Here is a 21,030-nt window from a genome sequence, read left to right as displayed (position 1 = left end):
AGAATCCGGAAAAATCCGCCAATGGAACAGGGATATCACCGCGTAGCGTTCATACACTATAGGTAGCACAGTTTTAACTAATGGAGTGTGAGCCTGATGCCGTATGATTCTATGGATTCTGTCCGCTTGGAGCGTCTGGCCGGAAGATACAGCTATCTGGAGCGTGAAGGATTACTGCCGCTTCCGGTAATAGACGGAATAACAATTGTGGTTGAACTGCGCTGCGCCGCATGGGGTGCAGAATGCTTGCGGCTCCTGCTGCTGCATTCCGGCCCTGGCGTCCGTGTGATTGGCGTTCCGCTGGAAGAGGATTTTGCTTTGCTGCCCCTCTCAGAGCAGTTCTCTGGAGAACATGCCGTGTCTTTTCTCCCCTACAGGAACGGGGAATATAGGGTGAATGAGGCCTTGGCATATGCCGAGACCTCATTTGTCGTATTGCTTCAGGATTCTGTCATGGTCACTGCAGGCTGGCTCGCCGATCTGTTCTGGCCGGCCATTGATGATCCGGTTGTCGGAGTAGTTGCCCCGCGTTCCTCTACGGAAGAAGCGGAAGGCAGGGAACTGCAGCTGTTTGACGATTTCTCTAAACTGTCCGCATACGTAAACCATACCCGGCTTCGGCGGCAAGGCGAATGGCGTAATGTGGAGGTGCTCAGCGGTGCCTGCCTGCTCTTCACCCGGGAACTGCTGCTCAGAGTGGGCGGTTTCGATGAATCGCTCTGCCAGCGGCGCCTGATGGTGGCCGATTGGTGCCTGCGGGCCCGGCAGCTGGGGAGAAGGCTCGCGCTCAGCGATGCTCTGTATGTTCACGCGCTTCATCCGCTTGAGGACGGAAGTTGTTCTTTGAATGGCGTGGACCAAGGAGCTGAGGAGGAAGGCGGGCGGGCGTACTGCGCCAAATGGAATTTACCCGGCGTCTCTGGGGGTGGAAGAAGTCTCCCGGTACCTGCGGAGCTTTCCGTCTATCCGCAGCAGCCAGCGATACCGCTCGGCAAATCTTCCGTGATCGTTCCACTGGTGACAGCGGTTGTTTATTTTGAAGAGAAGTGGAACACGGAAACATCGCTTAAGCGGCGTCAGTTGCTGCAAGAACAGCAGAGTTATGACAATATCCGCTGGGTATGGATCAGAGACAGCGCAAACGATGTTGCTTCCGAATTTCCGGTTCAGGAGAGGGACGCGGTGATTACGGTACAGGGAGAAAAACCTTGGCTGCATGCGCTGGAGAATGTCTCCGCACTCTACGAAAGCGCAGCAGTAGTGTATTTGTCCGCTTCTGCAGAATATGACACCCGTTATGTGGAGAGAATTGTGCAGGCTGTGCGGCAGGGTTCAACCGATATTGTGGTGAGCCAGGAAGATGGGCTGCAGGGGCCATTGACCGGGGGGCTTCCGCTGTTTTTTCCGCTTGAACGTACCGCCCACCGGGGCGGAATTGTACCTGGCCGAATTGGGCGGCGGGAGGAGCCGACCCGCCGCAGCCTGCAGCTCGTTCCCGCAGAAACGGTGACTATAGGGTATATTGGCGGGCTTCGTGGTGGAGAAGCATTGCCATCCCCGAGTAACGGAGGGGGACGGCGATGAACTATCTTATCCTCAGTTCTGTTCCCTGGGACGCCTATAAATACAAGAGGCTGCTCGACCTCCTGCCGGACCGCGGGGAAGTTTTGTTTGCGGGGGGAATGACACCGGGCCAGCAGGAGGAATATGACATCCAGTCCTTGTGTCTGGCGGAGATTTACAAGCTGAATGCCAAGGAATACACGGTGCTCGTCTCCTCCCCGTATTGGCTGCCGGATGTAATGACACTGGAGCCAGCCTATACCGTGGCACTGCTGGAAGCTTGTCCCGAAGGCGAAGACAGCGGACTGTGGGACAAATACAGCGCGCTGCTCGCTGCCAGAGCCGATCTGGTGGCCACCGCTTCAGAACGGCTATATCTGGAGCAGAATCTGCGCAGAGAGGGGGTCGTCTATCTCAGCGGGGACAGTCTCTTATCGTACGGAATCATCCGCCGGGGAGACCGGCTGTTCTTTCTCTCCGGCTATGAAGCGATATGGACGAGAGCGCTGGGAGAACTGTGGCAGCCATCCGCAGGATCGCATGTGTCTTGGCTTGATATCCAGCGGCGGCACCGTGCGGAGTTTTATCTGTCCATGTGCGAGAAGCTGCCCGATCAGCCGACCGTGCATTATCTGGCAGCCTCCTACTTATATTTGCTTGGGGACGAAGCGGCCTCCCGGTATTTGACGCAATCCTTCGAGCTGATGCTGCTGCATGATTATACGGACTGTCTGCATTCCCATTACCGGTTTTTCTCGGCTATTGAAGCCAAGCAGGGCCATCTGGAGCTTGCTGCCGCGCAGTATGCCATTACAGCCTTTACGGACGAAGAAAGAGCGAGGGCAGCGGAGATGCAGAACTGGCTGGACCATGGTCAAAAGGAGCTGCTTCAGGCGGAAATCTGCCGTGTGAACGAGGATTCGGCGGCGGCGATCATGATTTTGTCCGGTTCATCCTATATGGAGGCGAAACCGCTGCTGCTGCTGAACTACATTGAAACCTATCAATGGGAAAAAGCACTGCAGCTCCAGCGTGAAATGGAAGCCAGCAGCGATGCGGGGGTGGGTACTGCTGCGGGAACGCCACCTCCAGCAAGAGGCGGGGCGGCGGCAGCTGCAAGCCAGCAGCTGCCGGTGATCGAAGGTACGCTGCACCTGCTGCATGGCAGGCGTCATGCCGCCATCCGCAGCTTTCTGCGGGCGGCCGGAGCAGACCATCAGGCCCGGCCGCTGTTTGCCGAAATGGCCGATCTGGAAGAGGCAGTCGGGCGACTGAGGGGGAGAGTAGATGAGTAATCGTGAGCCTCTGCGCAAATCCTCCGGCAACCGGCTGACCGCGATGATGCAGGTGCGCAATGAGAGCGGGCGTCATCTGGAGCTGGTGCTGGAGGAACTGAGCGATTTTGTGGACGATATCGTCATTGTCGATGACGGAAGTACGGATGGTACGGCGCGGCTGTGCAATTCTTTCGCCAAGGTGTCAAAGCTGGTGACGCTGGAAAGCTCGCTGTTCAGCCGGGAATGGATGCTCCGGCAGACGCTCTGGGATCTGGCGGTGTCCACCGGACCAGACTGGCTATTATCTGTCGATGCTGATGAATTCTACGAGGAAGAGGCGAAGCGGGAGATGCGGCGCCTCATTGATCAGGATGTTTACGACTGGGTAGCCTTCCGCCTGTATGATTTTTGGGGCGGAACTACCCATTACCGTGAGGATGAACACTGGAATATACACATGAAGCATACCCGCACGCTGGTCCGCTATCTGCCGCATTTTCATTATTTTACGCCCCGGATGGATCATCATGTTCCCCGGCTCCCGCTTTCCTACGCCATCCTGCCGGGTTTTCTAGCCGAACTGCGTGTGAAGCATTACGGCTGGGCTGTGCCGCCGGAAGAGCTCCGGCAGAAATACGAGCGTTATCTGGAGCTTGATCCCGAGGGCAGATGGGGGAGTCTGGAGCAATACCATTCCATTCTGGATGAGAATCCCCGTGTAGTAGAGTGGAAAGAAAAGCGCGGCACGTAAACAGCGGTGTATGGGTAATGGTTGCCTGCACAGCTATAAACCGGCCTTGAGAGCATGCTATGAAAATAATATGCTGCTCTGAGCAAATAACCCCCGTTCCCTGATGGCAAAGGGACGGGGGTTATCCAGGTTTGCTGCACTGTACTGCACTGTACTGAACTGGAAAGCCCTCTGTTAAAGCTTCTCCCGGAGGGCCGCTCTTACAAGCAGCAGCCAAGGGATGCTGCCGGAAGCAGCGCCTTGCGGATGGACTGCTGCTGCGAGCAGCAGCTTATGGTAGCTCAGGCCCACCGCAGCTGCCCTGCTCCCCGATTGCTGCAACGCGCGTTCAGCTGCGGGCTCCAGCAGGGGAGTCAGCCCGCATGAGCTGGCTACCGCTGCGTACAGCAGCCACTCCGCCAAGCCGGCAGGAGTATGGCGATGATGCTCTTGTGCGGTGTAGATCGAGCACCATTGCCTCTTTATCGCTGCGGGGGCCTGCAGCAGCCCGCACCACAGCGGTTCGGGCAGCTTTGACCACTGCAAGAGTGCAGCATCCGCATGCTTGTATAACGCCAGCAGGCTGCTCCAGGCTCCTGTCTGGAGCAGCAGCTGCGCGGCGTAAGAGAGATCGGCGAAGCTTGGCGACTGACATCCGGCTGAATCAGCCGGAGGGTTCACCAGCAGCCGCCGGACAGCGGTTAAACCTGGCCTGTAAGCGGCCAGGCGCTCCAGCCATTGTCCTGCGGCAGCTTCATCGCCGATGCGGCAGGACCAGGCCCACAAATAGCCATGGATAAATGGCTGTTCGGAATCCTCCTCCAGCAGCTGTGCCAGCAGATGGGCAGCTTGCGGTGAGGAGTGCTGCTGCGGGAGGAGCTGCAGCAGCACTTGAATGAGCCGCTGGACGTGAAGGGGCAGCTGCCCCGCCTCGCCCAGCACCTCCAGCCAGCCGAATGCGCGGGCATTCAACGCAGCAGGCACAAGCTTGCCAAGCAAAGCCGAAGATAAGGACGGGGCGTGGAGCCGGGTTAGTGAAGACAGTATTTCTTCTTCCCCTGACAACAGGCACAGCGGCACGAGTTCATCCCATGCGGCACTATAGTCCGCTTCATAACCTATGGCTTGCGTGTAATGCTTGTGCGCTTCCTTGTACAGGAACAGCCGCTCGCAGACTTGGCCGGCAAACAGCTGGGTGCGGCTAGTACCGCTGCCGGAAGAGGAGGGGTATTTATGCGCAGTGTTTCCGCTCTGCAGCGCCTGATGCAGCAGAAGACGGGATACCTGCAGCTCCCCTTCTTCGAGCAGCAGCCCGGCGTAACTCTCCAGGAGATCTGTGAAATCGGGAAATAAGGAGCGGCCGTTTGCAAAAACGGTTTTGGCGTCGCTGCTCCGTCCGCCGGCTTGCAGAGCATAGGCTGTTTTGAGATAGATGTCCGCAGCATAGCCGGAGCCGGCGGGGATTTCAGGGAGCAGCGGGAACAGGATATTGGCGGCGGCAGTGTACTGTCCTTGCTGGTAATATTCGGTCCCCAGTGCATATCGCAGGGATATACTCTTCGGATCAAGCTCCAAGGCGGTGAGGATAAGGCTCAGATTGCGGCTTGCTTTATCCTTGCGCTGCAATTCATCATCCAGATAGCCATAATGATCAATGGGTAGCTCCGCATAATCGACATGCCCTTCCGGCAGTGCCCAGATGCTGCCGGCGGCCTCCTCATGAATACTCCCCTCAAAAACAATACGTGCGTCATTCCGGAACAGCCGGCATACATTATCCGTCACATATTCCCGCCCGGAGGTATTGCCTACATAGTGGATAAAAGGCAGAAAGTAACCCTGCACCTTCTCCGCCTCCAGCAAGGGCTGCAATACTTCTTCCCGCCAACCGGCAATGGCCTCATCCGCATCCAAGACCAAAATCCATGAACATGAAGCCGCCCGGAGGGTTAGATTCCGGGCCTTGGCAAAATCATTCTCCCACGGAATTTCGATCACCTGCGCACCGAAGCTGCTTGCAATGCCGATGCTGCCGTCACTGGAGCCAGTGTCGCCGATAATAATCTCCGATACCCAGCCCTGAACTGAAGCCAGGCACCGCTCCAAATGGCGTTCCTCATTCCTGATAATCATGCAAAGTGAAAGATCGGGAGTGGCCATATGAAAGATCCCCTTCCTAATCTGTAAATCTGGGAAGCGGCAGCGCCATCCGCGCTCTTCGGACTGCCGGACCATAGACGGGAGCAGCGGGAGCTGAGGCCAGCACCCGGTCGGCCAGCAAAATCCAGGAACGGCCAAGCTGCAGGGCAGGTGCGGCTGCAAATGCGGGAGCAACCTGGTTACAAATAGAGGGATGGTTCAGCAGGGACAGTACATCCCCTTGGCTCAGCTGTTCTGCTGGAATTGTCCGCACCTCGTGTATTAGTTCTATTAAGGAGTTGCCGGGAGCTACGGCAATATCTGGCTCTGGTGCATGCTCAGGCGTTGCCGCAGCCCGCTCCGCTCCATGCTCTGCTCCACGCTCAGCGGCTGCCGGAGCTGGACTAGCCAGCCTCTCGGCCGCCGTCGCTTTATCCGTCGCGGCTGCTCCTCCTGTCGTTGCCTCCAGCACGGCTGAGTTCTCTGCGCTGCCCAGCATGGCCGTATCAAGTCCCGGTGTTACCTCGGCCGATGCGGCTTCCGCTTCGCCTAGCAGCTCCGCTGCTGCGGTGTAACAGCCATCCCTCAGCAGCAGCGCCGGAAGGCTGCCGTGCAGCGCGGCCCATGCATCGGGCAAATGGGCCTTTAACCAGCCGGTTATCTCCTGCTCACGGCCGCTGTACTTGAAGATCCGCAGGAGGCGGGCAATAAGCGGGCCGGGCTCCGGATGAAGCTGAGCCGCCCGTGTGCAGCAGGCGATGGCCTCGCCATCTTCGCCCGTTTCCTGGCATAGCTGCCCTAATGCAGTATAGGTCAAATAGGTCCCGAATCCGGATTCCGTGTGGTAGCCCGGAGGAGAGACGCCGATGTCCAGTGCGCGGCGCAGCGCCGCTTTGGCCTCAGCAAAAGCTCCCGCCTGCAGCAGCAGGACCCCCTTGAGATGATGGAGATCAGGGTAATCGGGGAACAAAGTTATGCCCCGCTCACACGCTTCCAGCGCACTCTTCAGTTCCCTTTTGGCGGCCCGGCAGCGGATTTCGTATTTATACAGCAGATGGACATAACTTGTATCCGGCTCGACCTCCTCCAGCGAACGCTGGATATGGTGAAGAGCAGGGTCATATTCCCCTAAACGCATATATTCCACAGCCATGTTGAAATGGTGAAAAGCATCGCCGGGGTTCAGCCTCAGCTGCTCCTTCAACAGCTCAACGTTGCGGCTGATCTTGTCTTTCTTCGCTACAACACCATCGGCATAGCCGTAATGATGTATAACCACAGTGCTCAGATGCATTGCGGCAGCGGGAGTGGCCTCCACGATAACACCAGCAATCTGCTCGTGGATAATTCCGTTGAACCGGTACTGAGGACGGTTGCGGAACATCCGCAGGATTGGATTCACCGTGATGGTCTGCGAAGCGCGGGAGGTTCCATTATGGTTATGAATCCGCAGGAAAAACGCCTCATACTCCGTATGCTCCGCACACAGCAACAGTTCTTCTTTGCTTCCTGCATCGAGCTCTTCATCGGCGTCCAGTATGAGGATCCACGTTCCCTTTGCCTGCTTCAGGCCTGCATTGCGGGCTGCCGCGAAGTCTCCGTTCCAGGGGAAAGAGACGATGGTGGCACCGAAGGAACGGGCAATTTGCACAGTGCTGTCAGTAGATCCGGTATCGACAACCACCAGCTCATCAGCTACTCCGCGCACACTTTTTAAGCATTGGGCCAGACTCTCGGCTTCATTTTTAACGATCATGCATAACGAAATCAGCGGCTTGCGGCGCGGTTTGGTCATGGTGTTGTTCCTCCCTGGCGCTGACGGTAGCTCCACTGCGTATGCCAAGGTGTGCGGTTCAGTATGGCCATGGAATTTCTTATCGCGGCAATGTCCTCCAGGAGTGGACCATGGGGATAATCCTCCTTAAAGCTTTCCACAACCTCTTCCAGCCCAAGCCTCGCCAGTTGAAGATAACAGAGCGATAAGCCGGTTCGCGCAGCCTCATTCCCGGGTGCTTCTTCCAGCAGCTGTTGAAACCACCCGGCAGCCTCTGAATAATGGCCCTTGTCAAAGAGCATTTCCCCGATATAAAAGAGAACTTTTCCCTCCGCCCGTTTGTCGCGAACCAGGTCTATAAACAGCTCCCCGGCTTCCTTTAATTTGCCTTCCTCATACAATGCTGCAGCCAGATCCGCCGTATGTGCGGGAGACAGCTCTGCCAAAGAAGCAGCCAGCCCGTAACGCTGCAGCTTCACTGATAGCTCAATCAGTGTGGTAATGAGCGGAGCAAAGCCAGGTTCAGCTGTGAGTTCAGACGGATGGGCCCTTTTGTACGATAAAAGTTGGTCTATATCATACATCTTTTTGCAAAAGGGTTCGGATACATCAAGCAGCAGATCCTGCGGCAGCTGCTTCCCCATTTCCCAATGGCATATCGCCTCAAGCTTCCACAGCTGCTGTAATAATTCTTGATCCATATTTTCGCCGCTTAGAGATGCCTTGTGCTCCTTAAGGGCATTTTCAGCCTCCTGAAACTTCCCGGCAATGATCCAGGCGGAAAGGATAGACACAAGTGTATCCCGCTCCAAAGGAAAACTCTCCCGTGACAATCCTGCTATAGCCCCGTAAGCGCCAATCGCAAACAGGGTGGTGATGACTGCCGTTCTTGCGGCTGCCTGCTCCGGCGGGACAAGCTGGACAAGCAGTGCAGCAATGTCATTATCCGGTACTGCAAGGCGCTGGAAGGCAGCAGCGATTCCCAGCAGTGCCGGGGCATATAGGGAGTAATGCTGAAGCGAGCGGTGGAAATACCTTGCCGCCTCTTCGAGCTGGCCAAGCTCCTGCGAGAGTACACCCATGCGGTGCAGCGGACGGAAGGTGCACATGCCTTGTTCGCGGACATATTTTCCGCTTGGTGTTGCACTGTCACAGAGTGTTGCTGCCTGCTGATAGGACTGGAAGGCGCGTTCTGGCAGACCTTGACTCTCCCAGGACTGGCCCTGAATAAAATGCAAATCAGGATAATCCCCGTAACGTTGCAGTTCTCTTGCCAGCAAAGCATCGATCGCGTTCATTTTTCCCAGAGCGAGATAGATTTTGCATAAATCACGGATCATGGCCGGACGATAGGAGACTTGAAGCGGAGCGCGGCTGACGGTCTGGCGCAGTAGTTGCTCCGCCTCCTCCAGATTGCCGTTCTGACAGCAGGTCACTGCCAGATTATAGCTGTAGAAGTCATCCTCCGGCTGTTGTGCAAGAGCGAGGCGCAGCAGATGTTCATTGCGGCTGATTTTATTTTTGCGGGCCATCATCTCTGGTAAATATCCAAAATGGACAATCCCGATGTCACTGTCCTGGATTGCGGAAACACCCTGTTTGCTGATAATTGCGGCGTCTACGCCTTCATGGATTTTCCCGCTGTAGCGGTATTCCTGTCGATTGCGGAACAAACGCACCAGTCTGTGGTTTAAACGCTCTTCGGGCCTGCTCCCAAACCAGTTTTCTATGTCTACTGTGAATGCTTCGGCTTTAGTCTCACGAAGTAATTCAATAATTTTCTGCAGAGGGGTCTTCAGGATCTCATCGGCATCCATCACCAGAACCCAATTGGTCCCGGCCGCGGTCAATCCGGCATTGCGTGCCTCCGAGAAATCATCGGCCCATTCCCTGAGGAGCACTTTGGCTCCGTAGGCCCGGGCGATCGCAACGGAATCATCTGTCGAGCCAGTATCCACGACGACAATCTCGTCAGCTCCAGCCAGACTTTCCAGACAGCGGGGCAGGAGTTCTGCTTCATTTTTGACGATCAGATGAACGCCAAGGGTAGGGGTATTCACGGTTTTTCCTCCTTTGGAAGGCGATTTCTTCAGTTCTGTGTTGATGGAGGTGATGATTGTCCGGCATATGTAGATGCAGAGTCTGGTTATGACAAAATAACTGTCAAAGTGCGGATTCGGTTCATAGCATGATCCAAGTACTTTGCAGGGCTCCAAAACCAAAGAAAGAGTACATGGACAACCATGCACTCTTTGTCTCTACAGGATATGACGGACCTCTTGCTTACGTTCCCTGAGCGTCAAAAATGACATTAATGGTAGAAGCCGCACCCGGGGTCGCTGATTGATAAGCGAGACGGGTATATTTCAGGAATCTTGCCGGAACGATGACATCAACAGAACCAGCAGGCAAAGGATTATCGCCGGTCGTATCGACAAAATAATTGGTTCCATCCGCACTGATCTCAACCTGCGTATTCACAGGGTTGGCTCCAGTGTTCAAAATGAAATAGGAGTAGGTACCCAGCACGCTCGTTGTATTGGCCGGCAGCGGCGTGAAGACATCGGAGGTTGGAATTCCGAGTGTAGCCTGCTCAATAAAGCTGCGCTGTGAGATGGAGGTCACACTGCTGAGTGTACCGGCAGTAATCGTAGCCCCCAGTACGCTGGTGATTGTACCGTCAAGCAGGTTGGTAATTGTACCAGCGGATGACAACGTACCGGCAGTAATGGTAGCCCCCAGCACACTGGTAATCGTACCGTTAAGCAGGTTAGTGACCGTACCAGCCGACGACAACGTACCGGCAGTAATGGTAGCCCCCAGCACGCTGGTGATTGTACCGTTGAGCAGGTTAGTGACTGTACCAGCCGACGACAACGTACCGGCAGTAATGGTAGCCCCCAGCACGCTGGTGATTGTACCGTCAAGCAGGTTAGTGACTGTACCAGCCGACGACAACGTACCGGCAGTAATGGTAGCCCCCAGCACGCTGGTGATTGTACCGTCAAGCAGGTTGGTAATTGTACCAGCGGACGACAACGTACCGGCAGTAATGGTAGCCCCCAGCACGCTGGTAATTGTACCGTTGAGCAGGTTAGTGACTGTACCAGCGGACGACAACGTACCGGCAGTAATGGTAGCCCCCAGCACACTGGTGATCGTACCGTTAAGCAGGTTAGTGACTGTACCGGCCGACGATAATGTACCGGCGGTGATGGTAGCGCCAAGTACACTAGTGATCGTACCGTTGAGCAAGTTGGTGACTGTACCAGCGGACGACAACGTACCGGCGGTGATAGTAGCCCCCAGCACGCTGGTAATTGTACCGTCAAGCAGGTTGGTGACTGTACCAGCGGACGACAACGTACCGGCAGTTATGGTAGCACCGAGTACGCTGGTAATCGTACCGTTTAAGAGGTTGGTGACTGTACCAGCTGAGGATAATGTACCGGCAGTAATGGTAGCGCCAAGTACACTAGTGATCGTACCGTCGAGCAGGTTGGTGACTGTACCAGCCGATGACAACGTACCGGCTGTAATTGTAGCGCCGAGTACGCTGGTAATTGTACCGTCAAGCAGGTTAGTGACTGTACCAGCCGACGATAAAGTACCGGCGGTGATGGTAGCTCCAAGTACGCTGGTAATCGTACCGTCAAGCAGGTTAGTGACCGTACCAGCCGACGATAAAGTACCGGCAGTAATGGTAGCCCCCAGTACGCTGGTAATCGTACCGTTTAAGAGGTTGGTGACTGTACCAGCGGACGATAATGTACCGGCGGTGATGGTAGCGCCCAGCACGCTGGTAATCGTACCGTTTAAGAGGTTGGTAACTGTACCAGCCGACGACAGCGTACCGGCAGTAATGGTAGCCCCCAGCACGCTGCTAATCGTACCATTCAGGATAACAGTGGTCAGGTTACCGCTGGGATCCGTAGTAAGGGGAAGATCGTTAAGTGAGACGGGGTCCCGCCCGAAAATAAGCGTGCGCAAATTATCCGGATTGGACTGGAATGAACTAAAGTTCGGCAAAGTTATTCATCCTTTCTTCATAGAATAGAAACTGCAAGCTTACTCGTAAAAAGACCCAAACCGTCGCCTGGGTCTTAAACATCATTGCTACCGTCCTAGCTAGAACACAGCCTGTACGGATAAAAATAAACCATTCGAATGGTGTGATATTAATATATGGAGGATTGAAGAGGATGACTGGGTTGGCATGGCAAAATACGCAGATTCCCAAACAAGCCAGTTAAAGCCGCACAATAGGAAAATATTTTTAATGACATAATGATGAAGTGAACCTTAACGATTGGACGTTGAGGTTTATTTTTCTTAAAATGGTTAAAATAAGGCAGATACATATAAACCTATATAGATTGAACTTGAGAATTACATGTAGGGAAAAGTGGTGGAGGGGAATTTTGGAACTGTAGGAGCGACAGCGTCCGCCTTTAGGTTTGGATTTCTACCGCGATTCGCGGTTAAATTCAGGAAATCGAAACCTAACAGCGGTCCAAACATTCTCTGGAGTCACGGCCAATCCCAAAATATAAGAATTATAAGTTCAATCTATATAGCTTTAAAAAAATCTAAACGAAAAGAGGAATGGTTATGGATAGCTGTTTGTTTATTCATGGCTTCACCGGGGGAGAACACGAAATCTCTCCGTTGTCACGGTTTATGGAGCAGCATAATTACCATTCCAGGACCTTCACGCTTAAAGGGCACGGCGGCAGCAGAAAAGATCTGCTTCACTCGGACAGGCATGATTGGCGGCAGAGTGCCGAAGATGAATTAAAGAGTTTGCTGAACCAGACGGAGAGCGTTCATCTTATTGGTTTTTCTACCGGAGCGTTGATCGCTTCCCATCTTTCGGTACAATACCAAGCCCGGATTAAGTCGCTTACGCTGCTGTCGGCGCCTGTGTTTCCGCTGAACGTGCTTGAGATTCTCAGAACGTTGGGCAGCCCAGCCATGCTCAGGAATTATTTCAGCAAATTCGGCTCGACGCCGGCGAAGGCCACCCGGGAATTTCAGCGGCTGGTCCGCGAAAGCTTTGAGGTCTATCCGCACATCGAGATTCCGACCTTGATCGTGCAGGGCAGAAGAGATCATCTGGTGAAGACCAAAAGCGCCGGTTACCTGCAGCAGACCATTCCTTCCGGCCGCAAACAGGTGCTGATGGTGGAGAACAGCGGTCATATGGTTTGCCATTGCGATGACAGTGAGCGGATCATGAACGAAGTACTCCAGTTTATCGAGCGCTCAGGGGCTTCCTGAATAGTGTGTGAAAATAATATATCAAGCGCCGCTTGCAGAGCCTCTTTCACCGATGAGTGTGAAGCAGGCTCTTTCTTATTTATAGAGTTGATTTGCATTGACAACGTATACAGCGCATGGTAATTTTTATGAAGGAAACCGGTTTCCCTAACGGGTTGAGTTTGTCCGGAAAATTCCGGGACTGATAACAAAAAGGAGATTGAAAAATATGTCAAACCACTGGTTTTTGTACCATACGTCAGAAGATCCTTTTGCCTTTCCCGCTGGACCGGGAGCCCTGAAATTGCGGCTGTTTGTGCCTGCCGGACAGCAGTTAAGCTGTACTGTGGTTCACGCTGACCGTTATGATTCCCCGGGCAGTGAACAGCCGCAGTCTATGGAGAAAATCGGTTCAGCCGGCGCCTATGAGATTCATGAGGCGGTAATCCGGACGGAAACCGGCAAATGCAGATATTTGTTCTATGTAAAAAATCCTGCGGGTGATTATACTTGGTACGGGGAACGGGGAGAGTCCCAAAACCGCGAACGTGCCGGGTCTTTTCAATACGCTTATCTGCATGCCGACCAGGCGCTGGAGCTGCCTTCATGGACGAGCGGAGCCATTGTCTATCAGATATATCCCAGCAGCTATAACCGTGGAACACTGCAAGGAATTACAGAAAAAATACCTTATCTGCAGGAACTCGGCGTAACCGCCGTCTACATGACACCTATCTTTGAATCTCCTTCAGAGCATAAATATAATACATCGGATTATTACAAGATTGATCCTGATTTTGGTACAGCCGAGGAGCTTAAGGAGCTCGTCGCTGAGGCACACCGCCACGGAATCAAGGTGCTGCTGGATGCTGTGTTCAACCATTCCGGCGATACTTTTTTTGCTTTCAGAGATGTGCTTGAACATGGGGAGAATTCGCGGTATAAGGATTGGTTCTTTATCCATTCCTATCCGGTTGAGCAGTCTCCGGTTCCAACCTATGAGACCTTCGCAAAGGCCGAAGCCCAAATGCCCAAGCTGAATATGAATCATCCTGAAGTTGCTGATTATATGCTCGGTGTGGCCAAACATTGGATTCGTGAAGCGGGAATTGACGGCTGGCGTCTGGATGTGGCCAATGAGGTCCATCCGCTGTTCTGGTCGCGGTTCCGCCGCGAACTGAAGGATGAATTTCCCGAACTGCTGCTGATTGGGGAAATCATGCATGCTTCCGGCCCGTGGTTAAGGGGTGACCAGTTTGATGGCGGGATGAATTATGTGCTGCGTGATGCGGTGCTGGAATTTTTTGCGGAACAATCCACGGGCCCGCAGCGGTTCATGGAGCAGCTGCTCCATATCGAAGCACTCTGCAATGATCAGGCTAACTCGGCAATGTTCCAGCTGCTTGGCAGCCATGATACCCAGCGGTTTCTGACAGCCTGCAAGGAAGGCGGCCGCGGCTGGAACCGGGCGGGAACGGCCCTCCAGCGGATGAGGCTGGCTATATTTTTTCAGATGACCTATATTGGCCTGCCAATGATTTATTACGGAGATGAAGTCGGAATGGAAGGGGCCACCGATCCGCACTGCAGAAAACCGATGCTTTGGCACAGGCAGGAGCAGAATGAGGAACTGCGCAATTGGTATAAGGAGCTGATTGCCCTGCGGAAAGCACATAACGTCCTGCAAAAAGGCGCATTCCGCCCCTGGTTCACTGATGAGGCGCGTAATGTCCTCGGCTTTGTGCGGCGGGGTGATCAGGACCCAATAGGGCTGATTCTCAACAACTCCCCAAATCATTATCAGCTTGAGCTGAGCAGTTTCAGCCCTGACCCAAATGAACTGACCGACTTGTTGAGTGGAAGGACCATCCGGAATGCCAAACAGATTCTTGTGGAGATTGAACCGTTCGGCTGCCTGATGTTGAACTAGCCGAACGGTGCGGATGAAATCATACGGCCGGGCTCAGGTTCATGATTTGTTTTTCTTATTTTTCCTAAGTGTCCGATACTCCTGATTCTCCCATTGCTTGAGCAAAGGGTAAGGATCGAAGGCCCACTCAGTAATTCCCCGGTCGCGGTAGATGCCGTAATGCAGATGGGGAGGGAATTTGCCCTGAGTTCCGGGTTTGCCGTACCCCGAGCTGCCGACCCAGCCAAGGGTCTGCCCGGGTGTGACGATATCTCCGCGGGAGATGGATTTCTCATACCCGGCCAAATGGGCGTAATAATGGTATCGGTTCTCGATATCACGAATGCCTATTCTCCAGCCGCCAAAGCGGTTCCACCCCTTGGTCTCCACTACTCCAAAGCAGGTGCTGCGCACAGTCATTCCGTGCGGGGTGAACAGATCCGTCCCCTCGTGAATGCGCGCACCTCCCCAGCTTCTGCCGGTGCCCCAGGTGCTGCGGTAAGCATACATCGTTCCGACAGGCAGCGGAAAAGCGCTGCCTGACAGGTCGAGCCGTCCGAAATGCTCATACAGCTTAGAGAATTGCGCCACCCGCTGGGCCGCGCGGCCATTATGATAATACTCCCAAATTCCAATGTTGAAGTCATTCACAGAGTTTCCATAATTCAGCAGGTGGCGTGCCATGCTGTAGAGCACATCGGCATCATTTGTGGGATCGGCAAGATCGTCCCCGGAGCCGTCCTGCCCGAAACCGCCGAAGAAGCTGATGGAATCAGGGGACTTATCGGCCTGATCCGGATTCAGCGGACCGGACCATACCGGTGCAGGAATGGCGATGCTGGTAAGACGGGAAGAAGCGGATACTTCTGTGCTCCCCTTCTTCTTAGCGATCGTCCGCTCATACTGGTCAATCGCAGCGAATCTGAACCAGGGAATGCCGGTAGCAGCACTCATTTGCTCATAAAGCTCCTTGCGTGCAGCCTCAACATTCACCTTGCTGCTGGCAGGAACGCCGCTGGATTTGACGGCCGGGAGGTTATGCCCCCGGGTGGCAGCTGCAACAGCCGCTTCCCCGCCGCCCGACAGCAATAGGGCAGTCGACAAGCAGGATACAGTGATCACTTTTCTATAATTTCTGAATGGGGCCAGCATGATAACAACCTCCTAATTTCCGCCGTGGAATTGTACAATACATCGGGCAGGTATTGACAGATGCACTTCTTTTTCTTTTAATTTGAAGCAAAAGGGATGTTTTTATCCGTACTTGTCTAAAGCTACCAAGTATGAACAAATCCCCTGCAGAAGGAGCTGCCGTCTATCTGAAGTACAGAGCAATCAAGTTAGCAAGTTGAATTTCACAAAAACAGGCAATTGCTAATGGCACATGATATAATATGAGGCAGCAACTTTTTAACAATGGAACTTATATTCAGGCGAAAGCGGGGTTCACCACTTTGACTAATAGAACAGCCAAACAACCCAAGCCGGACTGGATTAAAATCAAGTTAACGACCGGTGATAATTATCAGGATATTAAAGGCATGATGCGATCCAAAACTTTACATACCGTATGTGAGGAAGCACGTTGTCCCAATATTTATGAATGCTGGGCGAACCGTACGGCTACATTTATGATCCTGGGGGACATTTGTACACGGGCCTGCCGTTTCTGTGCCGTGAATACAGGTCTGCCCACCGAGCTGGACCTGCTGGAACCGGAGCGTGTTGCTGAAGCTGCGGAAAACATGAATCTTAACCATTGTGTGGTGACAAGTGTAGCCCGCGATGATTTGAAGGATGGCGGTGCGGCGATTTTTGCCGAGACTGTTGCTGCTATTCGAAGACGTCTTCCGCTGTGCAGTGTGGAAGTATTGATCCCGGATTTTCTAGGAGACCGGGACAGCCTGGAAATTGTAATGAACAGCCGCCCGGACATCCTGAACCATAATATAGAGACGGTAGAGCGGATGTCGGACCGTGTGCGAGCCAGAGCCAAGTACCGCCGTTCCCTGGAGCTGCTGCGCCGGGCGAAGGAGATCAAACCAGATATTCCTACCAAATCCAGCATCATGCTAGGCGTTGGAGAGGAATGGGACGAAATACTTCAGGCGATGGATGATCTGCGGGCGGCAGATTGTGATATATTGACATTAGGGCAATACCTGCAGCCTTCCCCTAAGCATTTAAATGTGGAGAAATATTATCCGCCGGAGCAATTTGCTTTGCTGAAGGAAGAAGGACTGAACCGGGGCTTCAGTCATGTGGAAGCGGGCCCGCTCGTCCGCAGCTCTTATCGTGCGCATGAGCAGGTCAAGTCCGCTGCGAAAGCCCGTGAGGAGCGTTCAGTTTCACAGTAAAAATAAAATTTCGGGGAATAAAATTGCCTTCGTGACGGAGTCACAGGGTTTATCTTTAGTCTTTAGTCTTTAAGGTTTAAGGTTTAAGGTTTAAGGTTTTAGGTTTAAGGTTTTAGGTTTTAGAGGGAAAAGGGCCGATTGTGAGCCGTAGGCGATCAGAGGCCCTTGGGTTATTGTTGTAGGTCCACCCCATCACGCGTTGATGGAGCCGTGGAGCGGAATTTCGAAATTGGAGGAGCGCCAGCGTTCGCCTTTGTTGTCCGATTTCAACCGCATGGCGGTTTAAATGAAGAAATCGGACAACAACAGCGGCCGGAAATTCGAAATTCCGCGGAACGGCGGCTTATCAACGCCCCCGCTCCCGCTCCCATTATGCAAAAGAAAGGCAGGCGACACACGCTTGATCGTTATAGGTGGAAAAGGCTACGAGCTCATGTTGGATCATAAGGACGGCTGGAATCCGGAGGCGTTTCGCGGGAGATACAGCGAGGTGCTGGACCGTTACGATTATATTATCGGTGACTGGGGATACAGCCAATTACGTCTGAAAGGCTTTTACCGGGACAACCATCCGAAGGTGAACCGGGATACGGCTATTTCAGGCATGGTGGATTACATTAATGAATACTGCAATTTCGGCTGTGCCTATTTTGTTCTGCATAAATTGAAAGAGCAGCCGAAGGAAGGCACATTCAAGGATATCTTGATTAAAGAAATACCGGAGCCGGCGCTGGAGGAAGACCTTGAACAAGAGCCTGCTGAACCGGATGCTGTAATTAAAGAGCAGCGGGAATCGAAATCTTCTTATTCTAACCCGGCCCGGGACAAGGGTACTGGCGGAAACGGCAGGGATCATTCGTCTAAGGATAGACCTGTGCGGGAACATCAAAGCCGGAACCACCGGAACAAAGACAAAAAAGGCAATAAAGAGTTTCAGGGCAGACAGCAGCAGAACCAGCAAAGCCCGCAGAACCAGCAGAATCCGCAGAACCCGCCCCAGAATTCTTCGAACTAAGCAAAGGCGGCAACTGTCGTCTGTTCTGGGATGGGTATAAAACAAGGATGCCCCGCAGCCATACATATATGGCTGGCGGGGCATCCTTTTGTTTCAGCTGTGCGATATATCCGCTATTTAACGGATAATTTCAATTGTTTGAGTGCGGCGTCATAGCTCCAGGTTAGCGCAGGGAATTTCTTTTTGAACGCATTGAGTTCAACATAGGTCTCATCATTCTGGGACAGGGCTTCTTTGGAGGCTAAGGCGAAGCTGGAGATGCTGCCGGCTCCGTTCGTGACGAGCACTTTCTTGTTCTTGGCGTCCCAAGCAACCTCGCTCTCGACAAGGGTTGCCAGCACGCGTGATGAAGCATAAACCTTGTCTCCTTGCTTCAAGAGACCGACATTTCCGGCAAAAGGACTTCCATTGATGTTCAGAATATGGCTATCTCCGGACGCCGTGATGTTGGTCATTCCGGCAATTTGCAGGGCGGTAATCAGCTGTGCGGTTTTGCTTTGGACTTCAATATCCGGCTTCAGGCCGATCTGGTTAAAGTCCTCCTTGTTCGGGGTCAGGTACTTTAAAGTCGTCAGCTTCAGTTCCCCGCCGTTGGATACGGGCACAAGGTTTTGAATTCTGGCTTTGCCGTATGTGCGGGTACCGACGATAGTCGCGATCTTATTATCGCGCAGAGCGCCGGTCAGTGCTTCGGAGGCACTGGCGGAGTTTTCATTCGTCAGGACGACGACAGGCACGCCGATTTTACTGCCACCTTTTATAATTTCCGGAGTCAGTGCGCCACTTTGGTCGGAGGTGTACATCATAATGCCCGACTCCATAAACTTGGAGGTAATGTTCTTGGCAACATCAATATAGCCGCCTCCGTTATTGCGCAGATCCAACACGAGCGATTTCATCCCAGCTGCCCGCATCTTATCCAGCATAGCGGAGAATTCCTTGTCGGCATTTTGCGTGAAGCCGCTTAATGCGATGTAGGCGATTTTCTGGCCGACAATTTTGCCGGTGACAGAGGTTGTTACCATACTTTTCAGGGTTACGTTAACGGATTTGGCCGCTCCGTTTCGGTTGACCGTTAGGGTCAGCTTGCTGCCCGGCGCTGCGCTAAAGGGATCGGCCTCAAGATCAGCGATGGCCGTACCGTTGATCTTCAGAAGAACGTCACCGCGTTTCAGACCCGCTTGTTCGGCTGGAGAACGGGGGGTGATTTCTTCAATGTACACTTCAGTCCCATTTCTCGCCAGCGAAAAACCGATACCGACATATTCAAGCTCAAGCTGATGTTGAAATTCAGCGGCTTCGTCAATGTCGAGGTACATGCTGTAAGGATCATTAAGCGTATAGATCATTCCGTCAATTGCACCACGGATCAGGGTATCCTTGTCTACCCCTTCCACGTTGTAGGATTCAATATAGTCCATAATTTCGTTAATAATTTCCGTGTTTGAATCGGTCTGTGCGCTCTCTGCCGCTGAAGCAGCAGGTGCTAAGAAGAGGGAGAACGCAAGACAGCCGCTAAGAACGGCCGACATGATTTTACCGGATTTCATAAGTGCATACGCCCTTTTTTATTATATTTGATGATGCATTACAGCTGTCTTAAGATTATGATTGATCTCCATCAAAGCTGAGGGTATAGGTTTCGTCGACCGTCCACGTACCGTCTTCTGACTTCACAAAGAGGAAGATGAGTGACTGCTTGTAGCTCTCCCCGCTATCGGCATCCTTAATGGTGGTTTCCGCATACACAGCGGCTTCTTCGGGAGAATAATAGAAGATATTCGAATTATCCAGGGTATAGCGGTGATCATAGGTGTCAAAATAGTCCTGCATATCCGACTTCGTTGCCGCATCGTACTCCTCCCCGTACGAGGTCATCAGGGCGGAGATAGCATCCGTATTCTCAGCGCTCATATATTGATAATACTTGCTGAGGTTATCTTTGAGGATTGCTGCTGTAGCTTGCGGCACAACTGCCGCTGTCATTCCCTGTTCACGGGTCAGGAGCACCGTTCTGTCTTGCACCTCCATCGAGGCGATCTTCCATCCCCCGTCCTTGCGGACGAGCTCATACAAATATTCAATGTTCTCGTCAGGAACATAAGCGCCGCCGGTTCGAACGGCTTTCTCAACCGTGAGGGCAGTCGCTTCATTTCCCTGGATTTGCAGCACCTTGAGGCTTTCTATTGTATTCTTGACATCATACAGCTCAAAGGATGAATCCATATCGGCTACCATTTCCGAAGTGTCCTCACCTGCATCCGCAAGCGAATAAAAGCGGCTGGCTTGTTCAGTATTATAATATTGATTGGCCAAATGAATTAAGGCCGTAATATCCTTCTCGTCGTTGACAGTGGACACAGCGGCTTTGATCTTGACGCTTCTGCTGCCAGAGTCCCAGACGGCTGTGCCGCCGGTAGCTTCAGCAATGAAACGCAAAGGGATATAAGTAGTGCCGCCGATGGAGAGGGGCGCTGTACTCATTTTTTTGACGGTTCCGTTCAGGGTTGCCCGGTTGCTGCCGATTTTGAGGCTGAGCTTAAGCGAGGAGCTGGTGCCGGTGATGGTTCCCGTCTGGGCATTATAGAGCACCTGAAGTCCAAGCTTTTCGAAGATGACACGGAAAGGAACGAGTACAGTATTATTCTTAAGGTAAGGAGTGCCCGCAGTGAATGAAACATTGCTGCCGTTAATATAGACCTTAATCGGTTGTTCTGCGGCAAAAGCGGGGACTGCCAGCACAAGTGCCAACAGGCTGGTGCCTAATAAAGATATTAATTTTTTCAACGGTTATTCTCTCCTTTAAAATAAACATAACTATGTAAAATAGGTTCATTATACCAATGGAAATTCTCCCTGTCTATCAACTTGTGTTAGCTGTAATAGAAGAGTTTGTTAAACGCCCCCAAGCATAAAAGAGCCGGGAATGTCGTCGCATTCCCGGCTTTCTTGTGCGCCTCACAGTCGCACCATCTAGGTGGTTCAAATCCACCCGGTAACTTTACCC

General features: G+C 53.0%; 14 protein-coding genes. 7 read left to right on the top strand and 7 right to left on the bottom strand.

Annotated elements, in window-relative coordinates:
• Window positions 1-96 precede the first annotated feature (96 nt).
• From ACQ76X_RS14405 to ACQ76X_RS14395, 3 genes are read left to right on the top strand one after another with little or no spacing between them, the layout of a single operon-like run.
• Complete coding sequence (locus tag ACQ76X_RS14405; RefSeq protein ID WP_438494738.1) at window positions 97-1,584, top strand: hypothetical protein; 1,488 nt, start codon at window positions 97-99, stop codon at window positions 1,582-1,584.
• Window positions 1,581-2,858 (top strand): hypothetical protein, encoded by a 1,278-nt coding sequence (locus ACQ76X_RS14400; RefSeq protein WP_438494736.1) that lies wholly within the window; start codon window positions 1,581-1,583, stop codon window positions 2,856-2,858. Before ACQ76X_RS14405 ends, ACQ76X_RS14400 begins: the two co-directional genes overlap by 4 nt.
• Window positions 2,851-3,591 (top strand): glycosyltransferase, encoded by a 741-nt coding sequence (locus ACQ76X_RS14395; protein ID WP_438494734.1) that lies wholly within the window; start codon window positions 2,851-2,853, stop codon window positions 3,589-3,591. Before ACQ76X_RS14400 ends, ACQ76X_RS14395 begins: the two co-directional genes overlap by 8 nt.
• Window positions 3,592-3,765: 174 nt before the next feature.
• On the opposite strand, the gene ACQ76X_RS14390 is transcribed toward ACQ76X_RS14395, so the two are convergent.
• The 4 genes from ACQ76X_RS14390 to ACQ76X_RS14375 all read right to left on the bottom strand — a co-directional run bounded on the left by ACQ76X_RS14390 (window position 3,766) and on the right by ACQ76X_RS14375 (window position 11,512).
• Entirely contained in the window at window positions 3,766-5,730 is a 1,965-nt protein-coding gene (locus ACQ76X_RS14390; protein WP_438494732.1) for a glycosyltransferase, read from the bottom strand.
• Window positions 5,731-5,746: 16 nt separating this feature from the next.
• The gene (locus ACQ76X_RS14385; protein WP_438494730.1) at window positions 5,747-7,504 is read right to left on the bottom strand and encodes a tetratricopeptide repeat-containing glycosyltransferase family 2 protein; all 1,758 of its coding nucleotides are present in this window, start codon (window positions 7,502-7,504) and stop codon (window positions 5,747-5,749) included.
• Window positions 7,501-9,543 (bottom strand): glycosyltransferase, encoded by a 2,043-nt coding sequence (locus tag ACQ76X_RS14380; RefSeq protein ID WP_438494728.1) that lies wholly within the window; start codon window positions 9,541-9,543, stop codon window positions 7,501-7,503. Before ACQ76X_RS14380 ends, ACQ76X_RS14385 begins: the two co-directional genes overlap by 4 nt.
• 223 nt (window positions 9,544-9,766) lie before the next feature.
• Window positions 9,767-11,512 (bottom strand): DUF6385 domain-containing protein, encoded by a 1,746-nt coding sequence (locus ACQ76X_RS14375; protein ID WP_438494726.1) that lies wholly within the window; start codon window positions 11,510-11,512, stop codon window positions 9,767-9,769.
• 582 nt (window positions 11,513-12,094) lie between these two features.
• On the opposite strand from ACQ76X_RS14375, the gene ACQ76X_RS14370 reads away from it, so the two are divergent.
• Both ACQ76X_RS14370 and ACQ76X_RS14365 read left to right on the top strand, forming a co-directional pair.
• Window positions 12,095-12,763 carry an alpha/beta hydrolase gene (locus tag ACQ76X_RS14370; RefSeq protein WP_438494724.1) on the top strand — a complete coding sequence of 223 codons (669 nt, stop codon included), beginning with the start codon at window positions 12,095-12,097 and terminating at the stop codon, window positions 12,761-12,763.
• Window positions 12,764-12,971: 208 nt separating this feature from the next.
• Window positions 12,972-14,672 carry an alpha amylase N-terminal ig-like domain-containing protein gene (locus tag ACQ76X_RS14365; RefSeq protein ID WP_438494722.1) on the top strand — a complete coding sequence of 567 codons (1,701 nt, stop codon included), beginning with the start codon at window positions 12,972-12,974 and terminating at the stop codon, window positions 14,670-14,672.
• A gap of 39 nt (window positions 14,673-14,711) precedes the next feature.
• Here the strand turns inward: ACQ76X_RS14365 and ACQ76X_RS14360 are convergent, their stop codons facing one another.
• A complete protein-coding gene (locus ACQ76X_RS14360; RefSeq protein ID WP_438494720.1) occupies window positions 14,712-15,803 on the bottom strand; it encodes a M23 family metallopeptidase in 1,092 nt (363 codons plus the stop codon).
• Between the two features lie 302 nt (window positions 15,804-16,105).
• On the opposite strand from ACQ76X_RS14360, the gene lipA reads away from it, so the two are divergent.
• Window positions 16,106-17,008 (top strand): lipoyl synthase, encoded by a 903-nt coding sequence (gene lipA / locus ACQ76X_RS14355; RefSeq protein WP_438494718.1) that lies wholly within the window; start codon window positions 16,106-16,108, stop codon window positions 17,006-17,008.
• A 286-nt stretch (window positions 17,009-17,294) separates the two neighbouring features.
• Window positions 17,295-18,023, top strand: coding sequence for a YutD family protein (locus tag ACQ76X_RS14350; protein WP_340896678.1), 729 nt, complete (start codon window positions 17,295-17,297; stop codon window positions 18,021-18,023).
• 113 nt (window positions 18,024-18,136) lie between these two features.
• On the opposite strand, the gene ACQ76X_RS14345 is transcribed toward ACQ76X_RS14350, so the two are convergent.
• Window positions 18,137-19,573: a S41 family peptidase gene (locus ACQ76X_RS14345; RefSeq protein ID WP_438494715.1), complete on the bottom strand. Its 1,437-nt coding sequence runs from the start codon at window positions 19,571-19,573 to the stop codon at window positions 18,137-18,139.
• 55 nt (window positions 19,574-19,628) lie between these two features.
• Window positions 19,629-20,810, bottom strand: a complete 1,182-nt coding sequence (locus ACQ76X_RS14340; protein WP_438494713.1) for a copper amine oxidase N-terminal domain-containing protein — start codon at window positions 20,808-20,810, stop codon at window positions 19,629-19,631.
• Between the last annotated feature and the right edge of the window lie 220 nt (window positions 20,811-21,030).

It is taken from the genome of Paenibacillus sp. IHBB 3054 (assembly GCF_051594305.1).
Classification (GTDB): Bacteria; Bacillota; Bacilli; order Paenibacillales; family Paenibacillaceae; genus Paenibacillus_AQ.
The sequence above is the reverse complement of the archived record's forward strand: the minus strand, read 5'-3'. Positions and strand labels throughout refer to the sequence as shown.